The organism is Streptomyces sp. NPDC058051 (assembly GCF_042885475.1).
Taxonomy (GTDB): domain Bacteria; phylum Actinomycetota; class Actinomycetes; order Streptomycetales; family Streptomycetaceae; genus Streptomyces.
In genome coordinates this window covers 173732-186910 of sequence record NZ_JBHVRW010000007.1, presented here as the reverse complement: position 1 = coordinate 186910, position 13179 = coordinate 173732, and the positions used below count along the sequence as shown (strand labels likewise).

Sequence of the window (13179 nt, the reverse complement as noted above, 5' to 3'; positions counted from 1 at the left end):
CGCCCGACGTGACTCACGCCGCGGCGACCTTGGCCACGAAGCTCTCCAGGTTGCCCGACATGCGCGCAAGGCGCTCCTCAAGCGTCAGGGACTCCTCGTACCGTCCGGAACGCAGCTTCGGCTGCCGCTTGCCGCGCACATACAGGGGGCAGGCGAGGTCCGCGCAGAGGTAGATGCCGACCGTGTCGCCCTCGCGGCCCCGGGTGCCTGCCAAGGGGGCAGCGAGCAGGGCGACCCCGGAGGAGGCGTGGCCGGTCAGGCAGATCTGGCACATGCTGGACTTCATGGCGCTGGTGCGCTTCACGGAGGGCACGCGCAGAGATATCCCCAGCGGCCCCTGCGCCCCGGGCATCACCAGATGTGCGCGCAACGGCGCGCCCGGATCCACCCAGCCCAGGAAGTCGAGGTCCTCCCAGGGAAGTTCGGCGAAGTCGAGGGGCAGCCTGAGCCGCGCCGCCTCCCCCTTGGTGCAGTTCACGAAGGAGGAGCGGATCTGTTTCTCACTGAGAGGTTCCACGGCCGACGACCCTACGTCCGGGCCGTTCCCCCCGCACCTCAATATGTGCGCGACCTCGCCTACGCCGACGCCGATGCCCTTTCCCGCATGCCCGCCGCCGGATGCGCGCGACCCCGTGGGCCGGTCGCGGCCGGTCACCCGCCCTACCCCGTCGATGCGCCCGTCAGCTGACATTCCGCGCCGGCACAAGCGCACGCGACAACCGAGCCCCGAGATGCACCTTTCGTACTCATATGCGAATCTAGCACTGGCCCCTCGTCCCCTATCCGCTACAGGAGGCACGATCGTGGGCAAGAAGCAGAGTCGGCAGAACCGAGGTGCCCGCACCGGCGGCCACGAACGCAGCGCTGCTCCGGAGACGAAGGAACAGACGCAGCCGACACCCGCCCAGGACACGGTGCGCTCGATTTCCGAACAGGTCTCCCACCGGAAGCAGCGGAGGTTCGGTCACAACTGACCCTCGCAGCTCTACGACGACCGCCCTCCGTGGTGGCGATCCCCAAACCGGGGCGCTGCCGCCGAGGGCGGCTTTTTTTGTGCCCTTCACCGGTTCGGGGGGCGCGGCACCCAGACTTACGAACACATGAGGGTGAAACTCCTGCGGCCCCGGTGAGCCCGGACGGCCCACCACTCAACCAGTCGGCCGACCCCCGCGCCCCCTGCCGACTCCGCTGACCTACCCCCGCAACCCGACCGACCCCACCGACCCCACCGACCCCGCTGACCCCGCTGACCCCGCTGACCGGCGACACGGTCAGCAGGGTCGATGGAGTCGGTGGGGTCGCGGGCTTCATGGGGCCGTTGAGGCCAGGCGGAGTTGATGCGGCCGCGGGAACACGGGCCCACCCCTGCCCGTCTCGACTCACGCACTGCGAACAGCCGCACCCCGGAGGCACGCTGCCGCGCGGCCCCGGGGGATTTCTCGCGTGGATCCATGCACCCCAAGAGGTTTATCTACGCGCGGAGCTATACCCATCACACGATCATTCCGGCATATCAGACGAGTTCTTGTGCAGCTATTACCGGCGAGTACCAACAGCTGCTAGAAACGTGGCGCTCCATCAACCCCCCAACCACCCCCCACACTTCGGAGAGCTGGCAGCCATGTCCGTACGGAGATTCTGGGCGTCCGCATCCACTCTGGTCCTCGCCGCCGTGGCCGCGCTGGGTGTCGCCCAGCCTGCCTCGGCTTCCTCGGCCGCCGCCGGCGGTTACGTCGCGCTCGGCGACTCGTACTCATCCGGCGTCGGCGCGGGGAGTTACATCTCCGACAGCGGAGACTGCCGCCGGAGCACCAAGGCCTACCCCTACCTGTGGGCGGCCGCCAACTCACCGTCCTCGTTCGCCTTCGTCGCCTGCTCCGGCGCCACGACGACTTCGGTGGCCAGCAGCCAGCTGGGCGCGCTGAGCTCGTCGACCAGCCTCGTCAGCGTCACCGCGGGCGGCAATGACGTGGGCTTCGCCGACGTCATGCAGGACTGTGTCCTGTCGGGCGAGGCCACCTGTCTGAGCAGCGTGAGCACGGCTGTGTCCCAGATGCAGAACTCCCTTCCGTCCCGCTTGGGTTCGCTCTACGGCTCCATCCGGTCACGGGCCCCGCAGGCACACGTCGTGGTGCTGGGCTACCCGCGCTTCTACCAGCTGAGCGGCAGCTGCATCGCCGGGCTCACGGAGAAGGAGCGGGCGGCCATCAACAATGCCTCCGATGTGCTGAACGGCGTCGTCGCCAAGCAGGCGGCCAACTCCGGGTTCACGTTCTCCAGTGTGGTGGACGAGTTCACCGGACATGAGCTCTGCTCCGGCGACGCGTGGCTCAACAGCGTGACGATCCCGATCTACAACTCGTACCACCCCAAGGCCGCCGGACAGTCGGGCGGCTACCTTCCGGCCTTCCGCTCGGCCGCGTAGGACGCGGACGACGGAGGTACAGAGGCGCGGCGGGCCGCCGGGTGCATTCCCGGCCGCCCGCCGCGCTTCGTTCGCGGCGACGGCCGATGTCCACCCCCGGGGACGGTCCAGTACGTCTCCGCCGCGGCACGCGGATCAGCGGTCGTGGTCGTGGTCGTGGTCACAGTCACAGTCTGAACCCCGCCACTGACACGTGGTCTTGAGCACCACGCTCGGTCAGGGGCCTGCGGGGCGCGACGCCTTGATCGAGTACATCAGCGGAATGCGCGGGCGGTCGGCGGGAAAGCGGTAGAGGCCGTCGTCCTGCCGCTCCAGCGACGAGAAGCGGGCGAAGAGCGAGACGTCGTGCTCGTGCAGGAAGTCGATCCGCAGCCCGGCGGCGGCCAGCGCCGACACCACTTCGCCGATCGGGTGCTGCCATTCGACACTGCGGTTGTGGACGGTCGGTGCGTCGAAGTCCGCGTACGTACCCGGTGTCTCGTCCACCCACGCGTCACGGCTGAAGTAGTCGTGCACGACCGTCGCACCGGTCGAGTCGTCGAGGCAGTCCGTGAGCGGATGGAACTCCGCGAGGTAGAGGAAGCCGCCGGGGGCCACGAGCGATGCCGCGGTCTCGGCCCAACGCCGGGTGTCGGGCAGCCAGTTCAGCGCGCCGACGCCGGTGTAGACGATGTCGTACGACGAGTCCGGGACGGCCTGCGCGGCGTCATGGACATCGGCGGCGACGAACGCCGCCCGGTCCTGGCCGAAGCCCAGCTCGCGGGCCAGGCCGCGCGCGGTCTCCACAGCCGGTTCGGAGAAGTCCAGACCGACGACGTGAGCGGCGCCGTGTCTGGCCCAGGAGAGGGTGTCGAGTCCGATGTGGCACTGCAGATGCAGCAGCGACCTGCCCGTGACGTCCCCGACCTCGGCAAGCTCGAAGTCGCGCAGGGCGTCCTTGCCCGCGCGGAAGGAATCCAGGTCGTAGAAGTCGCTTCCGGCGTGGAGGGGAACCCGCTCGTCCCAGCGCGCGCGGTTGGCCTCGTGCCAGTCGTGAGGGGTCGGTGCGTACATGCCCGGGAGGTTATCCACAGGCTGCGGGTGATGCGAACGGATTGTCGGCGTTGCGGCGCAGAATGGGGGACATGACTGAGATCACTGGCTCGACGGGCCCCACCGCACCGGCGACCGCTTCCGCTCCGGCGACCCCTTCCGTGCCCGCGAGCGCTTCCGTGCCGGCGAGCGTTTCCGTGCCCGCGAGCGCTTCCGTGCCGGCGAGCGTTTCCGTGCCCGCGACCGCTTCCGTACCGGCGAGCGCTTCGGTACCGGAGTGGGAGCAGCGGTTCCGTGCGCCGCGTGTGTCGTTGCCCGACTGGGCGGAGGATGCGCCCGACCGCGCGTTGTTCGTCTCCAATGCCACGGGGACGTACGAGCTGTACGCGTGGGACCGCGCGACGGGCGAGCAGCGCCAGGTGACCGACCGGCCGAACGGGACGACGGACGGTGCGCTCACGCCGGACGGCGAGTCGATCTGGTGGTTCAGCGACACCGACGGGGACGAGTTCGGGGTGTGGATGAGCCGGCCGTTCCACGGCGGCGACGGCGAGGCGACGGTCGACGTGCCCGCGGCGCCCGGTCTCGGCGCCGCGTACCCGGCCGGCCTCGCGATCGGGCGGGACGGTATGGCGGTGGTCGGCCGTTCGACCGACGAGGACGGGACGACGATCCATGTCGTACGCCCCGGGATCGCCCCCGTCGAGATCTACCGTCACCGCGAGTCGGCGGGCGTCGGCGACCTGTCGTACGACGGGACGCTGATCGCCCTGGAGCACACCGAGCACGGCGATGCGATGCACTCCGCACTGCGCGTGGTGCGGCCCGACGGGTCGACGGTCGCCGAACTGGACGACACCGAGGGCGGCACGAAGGAGCTGGGTCTGTCCGTGCTGGGCTTCGCCCCCGTCGCCGGGGACACCCGGCTGCTGGTCGGGCATCAGCGGCGGGGCCGCTGGGAGCCGATGATCTGGGATCCGATGACGGGCGTGGAGACGGACCTCGCGATCGATCTGCCCGGTGATGTGGTCGCCGAGTGGTATCCGGACGCCTCCGCGCTGCTGATCGTGCATGGCTTCGAGGCCCGCACCGACCTGTGGCGGTACGAGCCGGAGAAGGGCGGCGCCCCCACCCGGGTGGAGACTCCGGCAGGTTCGGTGTCGGGTGCCACGGCCCGGCCGGACGGCACGGTGGAGTATCTGTGGTCGTCGGCCGCGCAGCCTCCCGTCATCCGGTCCACCTCGGGTGCGGTGGTGCTCGATCCGCCCGGCTCGAAGGCCCCGGCGTCCGTGCCGGTGGAGGACGTATGGGTGGACGGGCCGGAAGGCCGTGTCCACGCCCTCGTCCAGCGACCCGCCGCCCCGGCCGAGGGGCCGTTCCCCACCGTCTTCGAGATCCACGGCGGACCGACCTGGCACGACAGCGATGTTTTCGCCTCCGGCCCCGCCGCCTGGCTGGACCACGGCTACGCGGTCGTCCGGGTCAACTACCGCGGCTCCACCGGATACGGCCGCGCCTGGACGGACGCGCTCAAGCACCGGATCGGGCTGATCGAGCTGGAGGACATCGCCGCTGTGCGGGAGTGGGCGGTGCAGTCCGGGCTCGCGGACCCGGAAAAGCTGGTCCTGGCCGGTGGCTCCTGGGGCGGCTATCTGACCCTGCTCGGCCTCGGCACGCAGCCGGACGACTGGGCGGTGGGCCTGGCCGCCGTCCCCGTCGCCGACTACGTCACGGCCTATCACGACGAGATGGAGGACCTGAAGGCGCTGGACCGCACCCTGCTGGGCGGCACGCCGGAGGAGGTTCCCGAGCGCTTCGAGGCCTCGTCCCCGCTGACGTATGTCGACGCCGTCCGGGCACCGGTCTACATCTCGGCGGGCGTCAACGACCCGCGCTGCCCGATCCGCCAGATCGAGAACTACGTGGGCCGGCTGAAGAGCCGTGACGCGGTGCACGAGGTCTACCGGTACGACGCGGGACACGGTTCGCTCGTCGTGGAGGAGCGGATCAAGCAGTTCCGGCTGGAGCTGGACTTCGCTCAGCGCCACCTGGCCACAGGCACCGCCTCCGCCGCACCTGCCGCACCTGCCGCACCTGCCGCGCCTGCCAGCTCGTCGAGCCCGACAAGCCCGACCGACGGTTGAGCCGGTTGAGCCGGTTGAGCCGGTTGAGCCGGTTGAGCCGGTTGAGCCGGTTGAGCACGGAACGCTGACTGACGCTGACTGGCGGGCAGCACCACACGGTCAGGGCTACCCGCCGGCCGGCCCCGCACAGTGCCTGATCCCCCACCGCGCCCGATCCCGCACCGCGCCCGGCCCCGCACAGTGCCTGATCCCCCACCGCGCCCGATCCCGCACCGCGCCCGGCCCCGCACAGTGCCTGATCCCGCACAGTGCCTGATCCCGCACCGTTCGCGAGCCGACAGCGCGTCCGGCGCCGCCCGAGGTGGCACCCCGCTCCGGGGGACGGGAGCGGGGGACCGTACCGTGGAGGGGTGTACCGGTTCCTGCTGACCCCACGATGGTGGGGGATCAACCTCTTCGTCGTGCTGGCCATCCCGTTCTGCGTCTTCATGGGTACCTGGCAGCTCGGTCGCTTCGAGGACCGCGTGCAGACGCACGACGCCGCCGAGAAGCAGCCGGCCCCGGGCACGAGGGCCGCCAAGCCGATCGACGACCTCCTGCCCGTCGACACGGAGACATCAGGCCGCCCCGCCACCGCCACCGGCCGATACACCGATCAGTTCCTGGTGCCCGGCCGGAAGTTGGACGACAGGACCGGGTACTACGTCCTGAACATGCTCCGTACGGACAGCGGCAAGGCGCTGCCGGTGGTGCGCGGCTGGCTGCCCGGCAAGCCCGGCCACGCCGCCGTACCTGCCGCACCGACCGGCGAGGTCACGGTGACCGGCGATCTCCAGGCGTCCGAGAACGCCGGCACCTCGGGCGTCGACACGGCGGGTGGGCTCCCGGACGGCCAGCTCGGCATGATCAGTGCGGCGTCCTTGGTCAACCTCGTCCCGTACGACGTCTACGACGCGTGGGTGACGCTCCAGGACACCGGTTCTGCCGGTGCCCTGCGCCCCGTACCCGCTGCCGCACCGCAGGGCACCGGACTCGACCTGAAGGCGTTCCAGAATCTCGGCTACACCGGCGAGTGGTTCGTCTTCGCCGGGTTCGTGCTCTTCATGTGGTTCCGGCTGGTCCGCCGCGAGGCCGAAGCAGCGCGCGACCTGCAGCTGGGCCTCATCGCGGACGAGGCCACGGATGCGGACACGGATGCCGACGGGGACGCGGGCACAGGCGCGGACACGGACACGGACGGGACCAGGGGTGCGGACGGAACCAGGGGTGCGGACAACGATCGTTCCGGCTCCGACGTGGGCGCCGGCACCGTGTGAATCGGGCCGTCGCCCGTAGGACGTCGCCCGAACCCCGTAGGCCGTAGCTCGTAGGGCCTGGCCCGGAGCCCGTAGCCCCTGTCTCACGTCGTGGGGGTCAGCACCCCGGTCCGGTAGATCGTGCCCGAGCAGGCATTGACGATCTTCGTCTCCGCGACCGGCGACCCCGCCTCCGGCGTGTGCGTCACGGCGACGCTGCCGCTCAGTGTCCCGCCGCCGTCCTCGCTGCCGAGCTGCGCATCGGTGTCCGAGTTCCCGTCGGAGTTCCCCGTACCGCCGGCAGCGGTGCCGCTTGCCCCTTCCGGGCCGCCCGTCGGCGTCGGGCTCGGCGAACCTCCGGCGGTCGGACATGTGTCCTTCGGTACCCAGGCGAACTTGACCTCGTACGACATGGACGGCTTCAGCAGCACCGTGCCCTGATCCTGCGAAGGATCGGGCAGTCCGGCCGCCGGGTCGCCCGCGGTGTGCTGCACGACCGCGATCCTGGCCGGGTCGGCCGCGCCCATCGCCTGGAAGCCCACACTGCCGCTGCTGCTCACCGCGCAGACCGTGCCGGAGACATTGGCGATCCGGAAGGTGCCGTACACCGTGCCGTCGGCACCCGCCGCGCCCGTCCGGGCCGAGGCGACACCGAGCTGCTCAGAACCGCAGGCCGGCAGGGAGGCCACTGCCGAGGCCGCCGGGTCGGCGGCCCCGCCGGCCAGGCTGCCGTCAGCGCCCTCGCCAGGGCTGTCGTCAGGACTGCTCGTGCTCGTCGGCTGGTTCTGGCCGGCACTGGCCTGCCCGTCCGTGCCGACGTTGCCCGCCCCACCGCTCTCCGCGCCGCTCTCGGTACCGCTGCCGCCCTGCGCCTGCTCTCCGTGGCCGGCTATCTCGGCGTGGGCGGTGTTCGAGCCGTCGGAGTTCGCGACATGGACGAACGCGGGCACCGCGGTGCCGATGAGCAGCGCCGCCGCCGCCATACCGACGACGGCCTGGCGCCGCATGACACGCCTGGCGGGCACCGCGCGGTGGAGATGGTCGAGCGTGCCCTCGCTGGGCCCGATGTGCTGGACGGCCCCGTGCAGCATGCGGCGCAGCATGGCCTCGTCCATGTCCGCCAGGTCTTCCGGGCCGCCACCGCCGCCCGGACCAGGGCCCCGGCGCGAACCCGGGCCGGGGCCCTGGTCCGGGCCCGAGAAAGCGTCCCTGTCCGAATCCGAGAAAGCGTCCCTATCCGTATCCGAGAGGGCGTCCCTGCCCGAACCCGAGAGGGCGTCCCTGCCCGAACCCGAGAGGGCGTCCCTGCCCGAATCCGAGAGGGCGTCCCTGCCCGAACCCGAGAGGGCGTCCCTGCCCGAATCCGAGATCGCCTCTGGGCGCGCATCCGCGGTCGCGTGCGAGGCGCTCTCCGGCCCGTCGTTCACAGTTCCGTTTCCAGTCCGGTCAATCCGATGCTCACGCTCGTGGCCGTTCTCGTTCCTGCCGAAGCGCCGGCTCATCCCTGCGCCTCCATCACGACGCGCAGCGCCGCGATCCCGCGGGAACCGTAGGCCTTGACCGAGCCCAGCGATATGCCCAGCGTCTCGGCCACCTGAGCCTCCGTCATGTCCGCGAAGTAGCGCAGCACCAGAACCTCCCGCTGGCGCCGTTGCAGCCCCCGCATCGCCTTGATCAGCGCGTCCCGCTCCAACTGGTCGTACGCACCCTCCTCCGCGCTCGCCATGTCCGGCATGGGCTTGGAGAGCAGCTTCAGTCCGAGGATGCGGCGGCGCAGCGCGGAGCGCGACAGGTTGACGACGGTCTGCCGCAGGTACGCGAGTGTCTTCTCGGGATCCCGTACCCGGTTGCGCGCCGAGTGCACCCGGATGAACGCCTCTTGCACCACGTCCTCACATGATGCGAGGTCGTCCAGGAGCAGAGCCGCGAGGCCGAGCAGCGAACGGTAATGGGCCCGATAGGTCTCGGTGAGATGATCGACCGTGGTTCCGGCAGCCACGCTCTCCTCAGCGCCCTCGCGCTGCGAGGGCAGCCGTGCGGGACGCGCGGCGGGCATGGGCGCAATCACCGGCATACCGCCGGGTGCGCGGGGCCGTCTGAGCGGCCGCACCGACGCGCCGCGCAGGGGGCCCACCACTGTGATATCGAGAACCTCTGCCACGCCAGTTGGACACGCTTCCCCCCGTCAGGGTTGTACGCGCGCGGCACCGCGTTCCACGCGGTGCGACATGCCCTCATACGTACCCGCTCTTCCCCAAATGCCCCGAATATGCGCCCCGTTGCCCTGCGCGCCGCCGCGCAAGAAGTGACCGCGTAGACGCGTGTTCACCGGTCGACGGTTGCAACAGGCCGAAAGGTCATCGTCGGATACGCCGACACCCCAGCTCAAGAGGTTCAGACCTTCAACTTACTCACAGAGGCTTCACAGAGAGTACGAAATTGGTTCGATCAGGACCGGGGAAATTCGGCGGCCACCGACTCGGCGATCTGCGCCACGTTCAGCGCCGCTCCCTTACGGAGGTTGTCGCCGCAGACGAACAGTTCCAGACCTCGGGGGTCGTCCAGCGATCTGCGCACCCGACCGACCCAGGTCGGGTCCGTTCCGACGACATCGGACGGTGTCGGGAAGTCCCCCGCCGCCGGACTGTCGTACAGCACCACGCCCGGTGCCGTCGCCAGGATCTCATTGGCCCGGTCGACCTCGATCTCGTTCTCGAACCGGGCGTGCACGGACATCGAGTGCGTCGCGACGACGGGTACGTACACACAGGTCGCCGCCACCCGCAGGCTCGGCAGGTCCAGGACCTTGCGGCACTCCGCGCGGATCGCCAGCTCCTCCGACGACCAGCCGTCCCCGGCGTCGGTCCCGGCCCAGGGCACCACATTGAGGGCGACCGGCGCGGCGAAGGGGCTGCCTTCCGTGTCACCCACGACTCGGCGTACGTCTCCGGGCGTCGTCCCCAGTTCCGTGCCGGCCACTATCGACAGTTGTTCGCGCAGCGCCGCGACACCGTCCCGGCCCGCGCCGCTCACCGCCTGGTACGAGGAGACGACCAGTTCCCGCACCCCGAACTCGGCGTGCAGCGCACCGACCGCGACGATCAGCGAGAGCGTCGTGCAACTCGGGCTCGCGACGATGCCGCGCGGCCTGATGCGCGCGGCGTGCGGATTGATCTCCGGCACGACCAGCGGTACGTCCGGGTCCAGCCGGAACGCGGCGGAGTCGTCGATGACGACCGCGCCCTTGGCAGCGGCGATCGGCGCCCACTGCGCGGATACGGCGCCGGGCACCAGGAACAGTGCCACGTCGACGTCGTCGAAGACGCCCTCGGAGAGTTCGAGGACTTCGCTCTCCTCGCCGCGTACGACCAGCTTGCGGCCGGCCGAACGCGGCGAGGCGATCAGTTTCACCTCGCCCCAGACATCCGCGTGCTGCGAAAGGATCTGGAGCATGACACCGCCGATCGCCCCGGTCGCGCCGACGACCGCGAGCGAAGGGCGGCGGGCGGTCATCGGCCGGTGCCCCCGTAGACGACGGCCTCGTCGGAATCGCTGTCGAGACCGAAGGCGGTGTGCACGGCACGCACGGCCTCGTTGACGTCATCGGCACGGGTGACCACCGAGATGCGGATCTCGGACGTCGAGATGAGCTCGATGTTCACACCGGCGTCCGACAGCGCCTCGAAGAAGCCCGCCGTGACACCCGGGTTGGTCTTCATGCCGGCGCCGACCAGGGAGATCTTCGCGATCTGGTCGTCGTAGCGCAGCGATTCGAACCCGATGGTGCCGCGGTTGCGTTCCAGGGCGTCGATGGCCTTGCGGCCCTCGGACTTCGGCAGCGTGAACGAGATGTCGGTCAGACCGGTCGCCGCGGCGGAGACGTTCTGCACCACCATGTCGATGTTGACTTCCGCGTTCGCGATGGTGCGGAAGATCGCGGCGGCCTCGCCCGGCTTGTCGGGCACGCCGACAACGGTGATCTTGGCCTCGGAGACGTCATGGGCGACTCCGGAGATGATCGCGTGCTCCACCTTCTGGTCCCCTTGCGGCTCGTTGCTGACCCAGGTTCCGCGCAGTCCGGAGAAGGACGAGCGGACGTGGATCGGGATGTTGTAACGGCGTGCGTACTCCACGCACCGGTGCAGCAGCACCTTGGAACCGGACGCGGCCAGCTCCAGCATGTCCTCGAAGGAGATCCAGTCGATCTTCCGGGCCTTCTTCACGACCCGCGGGTCGGCGGTGAAGACACCGTCCACATCGGTGTAGATCTCACAGACCTCGGCGTCCAGCGCCGCCGCGAGCGCGACAGCGGTGGTGTCGGACCCGCCGCGGCCGAGGGTGGTGATGTCCTTCTTGTCCTGGGACACACCCTGGAACCCCGCGACGATCGCGATGTTCCCCTCGTCCAGCGCCGTACGGATACGGCCCGGCGTGACATCGATGATGCGCGCTTTGTTGTGGACCGAGTCGGTGATGACGCCCGCCTGGCTACCGGTGAACGACTGGGCCTCGTGGCCCAGGTTTTTGATCGCCATCGCCAGCAGGGCCATGGAGATCCGCTCTCCGGCGGTCAGCAGCATGTCGAACTCACGCCCGGCAGGGATCGGGGATACCTGCTCGGCGAGATCGATCAACTCGTCCGTCGTGTCGCCCATCGCTGACACCACGACAACCACCTGGTTGCCGTTCTTCTTGGCATCGACGATTCGCTTGGCGACGCGCTTGATGCCCTCGGCATCGGCTACGGAGGAGCCTCCGTACTTCTGCACGACAAGGCCCACGTGCGCTCCTCGCTCAGTCCATTACTGCGGTCGGCTCAGTTTAACGAGCAGTCCGGAAACGCCCCGTCGATACCACATGGTGAGATGTCCCGCTCAACACGTGATCACCGGCGTGTCGTCCCGAACTGCTCGTACAGAACTGCTGCCCGTCGATCGAACCCCTACTCCCCGATGTGGTCCGGGCCACATCCACGGCGAGCCGGTTCCACGGTTCACGAGCCGTCCATGTCCAGCGTGGACCGGAACCACACAGTCCGCCTTTCGGAGGCCCCCACCATGCGCAAGCCGCTGCGCGCCCTCCCCGCACTGTCGGCCCTCCCCGCACTGTCGGCCCTCCCCGCACTGTCGGCCCTCCCCGCACTGTCGGCCCTCGCCGCCGTCCTCGGCCTGGCCGCCGCTCCCGCCCAGGCGGGCGGTACCTGCTTCGCCACCCACGCCGATGCGCCGGTCTACGCGGGCGCGAACCCGTGGACCGACATCGTCGGCTACCTGGACCCGGGCACGCCGGTGAACGGCAGCCGCCAGGACGCGGACGAGCTGTGGCGCGTGTCGCGTACGGACAACGGTGCGCAGCTGGGCTTCATGCGGCCGGGTGACCTGCGGTGCGACGGGGGGTGAGGGGGGCCTGAGAGGCGGGGCGGCAGGTGCCCGGCGGCACTACTGCACCGGACGCAGGCCCAGCGGTCCGGCGATCTCCTCGGCCATCACCCGGCCCGCTTCCTCGGCCAACTCCTCGTCGACGGTCTCCGAGTCCGTGTCCAGGCCGTCCAGCTCCTGGAGGGGCTGGTTGAGGCGGATGTGGGCGATCAGGGACTGGAGGGCGCGCAGAGTGGCTGACGCGGTGGAGCCCCAGTTGGAGAAGTAGGAGAACTGCCACCACCAGAGGGCCTCGGTCGTACGGTCCTCTTCGTAGTGGGCCAGGCCGTGGCGCAGGTCGGTGACCAGGTCCGCCAGGTCGTCCGAGATGCGGGCCGGGACCGGGGCCTTGCGGGGCTCGTACGGGTCGAAGACCTCGGAGTAGACGTCGATCGGCTCCAGCAGGGCGGCGAACCGCTCCCGCAGACCGTCGGCGTCCGGCTCGGCTCCCAGATCCGGCTCGTAGCGCTCGTCGGGAACGATGTCCTCGTACGCGCCGAGCCGGCCCCCCGCCAGCAGCAGCTGGGAGATCTGGAGCAGCAGTACGGGGACGGCTTCCTCGGGCTCCTCGACCCTGGACACCTCGGTGACCGCGACGATGAACGTCTTGATCTGGTCGGCGATCTGGACGGCGAAGTCGTCAGGATCCTGCGTGACGGAGTTCAGCGTGGCGTCAGACATCGAGGGGACCTCCCGTGGGCACGGTCGCGAACGGTGAGTAGAACATAGCGTCGCTGAACGTAAAACCGTCGTGAGCCGGTGCACGGACCTCAGACCTCGCCTGCGTCGAGGCACCGGCCGTCGTAGCCGCAAAGACGGCTGAGACACCGGCCGCCCCGGCCGCGGGGACGGCTGAGACACGGGACGGCGCGTGCGGGAAAGCACCAGACACCGCGTGCGGGAAAGCGCCGGACACCGCGTGCGGG

Annotated in this window: 12 protein-coding genes; 5 read left to right on the top strand and 7 right to left on the bottom strand. The window is 70.0% G+C overall.

Features of this window, described 5'->3' with window-relative positions:
- Positions 1-13: 13 nt before the first annotated feature.
- Positions 14-517, bottom strand: coding sequence for an FBP domain-containing protein (locus tag ACFVUT_RS14370; RefSeq protein ID WP_389648183.1), 504 nt, complete (start codon positions 515-517; stop codon positions 14-16).
- A 286-nt stretch (positions 518-803) separates the two neighbouring features.
- On the opposite strand from ACFVUT_RS14370, the gene ACFVUT_RS14365 reads away from it, so the two are divergent.
- On the top strand, positions 804-974 hold the full coding sequence (locus tag ACFVUT_RS14365; protein WP_389648180.1) for a hypothetical protein: 171 nt from the start codon (positions 804-806) through the stop codon (positions 972-974).
- A gap of 647 nt (positions 975-1621) precedes the next feature.
- Positions 1622-2425 (top strand): SGNH/GDSL hydrolase family protein, encoded by an 804-nt coding sequence (locus ACFVUT_RS14360; protein WP_389648177.1) that lies wholly within the window; start codon positions 1622-1624, stop codon positions 2423-2425.
- A gap of 216 nt (positions 2426-2641) precedes the next feature.
- Here ACFVUT_RS14360 and ACFVUT_RS14355 read toward each other — a convergent pair whose 3' ends face one another.
- Complete coding sequence (locus ACFVUT_RS14355) at positions 2642-3478, bottom strand: class I SAM-dependent methyltransferase (protein ID WP_389648174.1); 837 nt, start codon at positions 3476-3478, stop codon at positions 2642-2644.
- Positions 3479-3549: 71 nt separating this feature from the next.
- Between ACFVUT_RS14355 and ACFVUT_RS14350 the strand changes: the two genes are divergently transcribed.
- The gene (locus tag ACFVUT_RS14350) at positions 3550-5601 is read left to right on the top strand and encodes a S9 family peptidase (protein ID WP_389648171.1); all 2052 of its coding nucleotides are present in this window, start codon (positions 3550-3552) and stop codon (positions 5599-5601) included.
- Positions 5602-5951: 350 nt separating this feature from the next.
- Positions 5952-6857, top strand: a complete 906-nt coding sequence (locus ACFVUT_RS14345) for an SURF1 family protein (RefSeq protein ID WP_389648168.1) — start codon at positions 5952-5954, stop codon at positions 6855-6857.
- Between the two features lie 83 nt (positions 6858-6940).
- Here the strand turns inward: ACFVUT_RS14345 and ACFVUT_RS14340 are convergent, their stop codons facing one another.
- From ACFVUT_RS14340 to ACFVUT_RS14325, 4 genes are all read right to left on the bottom strand, one after another.
- Complete coding sequence (locus tag ACFVUT_RS14340; RefSeq protein WP_389648165.1) at positions 6941-8338, bottom strand: hypothetical protein; 1398 nt, start codon at positions 8336-8338, stop codon at positions 6941-6943.
- A complete protein-coding gene (locus ACFVUT_RS14335) occupies positions 8335-8910 on the bottom strand; it encodes a SigE family RNA polymerase sigma factor (protein WP_389648162.1) in 576 nt (191 codons plus the stop codon). Before ACFVUT_RS14335 ends, ACFVUT_RS14340 begins: the two co-directional genes overlap by 4 nt.
- A gap of 374 nt (positions 8911-9284) precedes the next feature.
- The gene (locus ACFVUT_RS14330; RefSeq protein ID WP_389648159.1) at positions 9285-10349 is read right to left on the bottom strand and encodes an aspartate-semialdehyde dehydrogenase; all 1065 of its coding nucleotides are present in this window, start codon (positions 10347-10349) and stop codon (positions 9285-9287) included.
- Positions 10346-11617, bottom strand: a complete 1272-nt coding sequence (locus ACFVUT_RS14325) for an aspartate kinase (protein ID WP_389648155.1) — start codon at positions 11615-11617, stop codon at positions 10346-10348. Before ACFVUT_RS14325 ends, ACFVUT_RS14330 begins: the two co-directional genes overlap by 4 nt.
- A gap of 276 nt (positions 11618-11893) precedes the next feature.
- Between ACFVUT_RS14325 and ACFVUT_RS14320 the strand changes: the two genes are divergently transcribed.
- On the top strand, positions 11894-12235 hold the full coding sequence (locus ACFVUT_RS14320) for a hypothetical protein (RefSeq protein WP_389648152.1): 342 nt from the start codon (positions 11894-11896) through the stop codon (positions 12233-12235).
- Positions 12236-12274: 39 nt separating this feature from the next.
- Here the strand turns inward: ACFVUT_RS14320 and ACFVUT_RS14315 are convergent, their stop codons facing one another.
- Positions 12275-12934, bottom strand: coding sequence for a DUF5063 domain-containing protein (locus ACFVUT_RS14315; RefSeq protein WP_389648149.1), 660 nt, complete (start codon positions 12932-12934; stop codon positions 12275-12277).
- Between the last annotated feature and the right edge of the window lie 245 nt (positions 12935-13179).

What these genes read in the sequence shown, in the direction of transcription:
- ACFVUT_RS14360 (WP_389648177.1), top strand. Translation starts at nt 1,622, where the DNA reads ATGTCCGTACGGAGATTCTGGGCGTCCGCATCCACTCTGGTCCTCGCC.
- ACFVUT_RS14355 (WP_389648174.1), bottom strand. Translation starts at nt 3,478, where the DNA reads ATGTACGCACCGACCCCTCACGACTGGCACGAGGCCAACCGCGCGCGC.
- ACFVUT_RS14350 (WP_389648171.1), top strand. Translation starts at nt 3,550, where the DNA reads ATGACTGAGATCACTGGCTCGACGGGCCCCACCGCACCGGCGACCGCT.
- ACFVUT_RS14340 (WP_389648165.1), bottom strand. Translation starts at nt 8,338, where the DNA reads ATGAGCCGGCGCTTCGGCAGGAACGAGAACGGCCACGAGCGTGAGCAT.
- ACFVUT_RS14335 (WP_389648162.1), bottom strand. Translation starts at nt 8,910, where the DNA reads ATGCCGGTGATTGCGCCCATGCCCGCCGCGCGTCCCGCACGGCTGCCC.
- ACFVUT_RS14330 (WP_389648159.1), bottom strand. Translation starts at nt 10,349, where the DNA reads ATGACCGCCCGCCGCCCTTCGCTCGCGGTCGTCGGCGCGACCGGGGCG.
- ACFVUT_RS14320 (WP_389648152.1), top strand. Translation starts at nt 11,894, where the DNA reads ATGCGCAAGCCGCTGCGCGCCCTCCCCGCACTGTCGGCCCTCCCCGCA.
- ACFVUT_RS14315 (WP_389648149.1), bottom strand. Translation starts at nt 12,934, where the DNA reads ATGTCTGACGCCACGCTGAACTCCGTCACGCAGGATCCTGACGACTTC.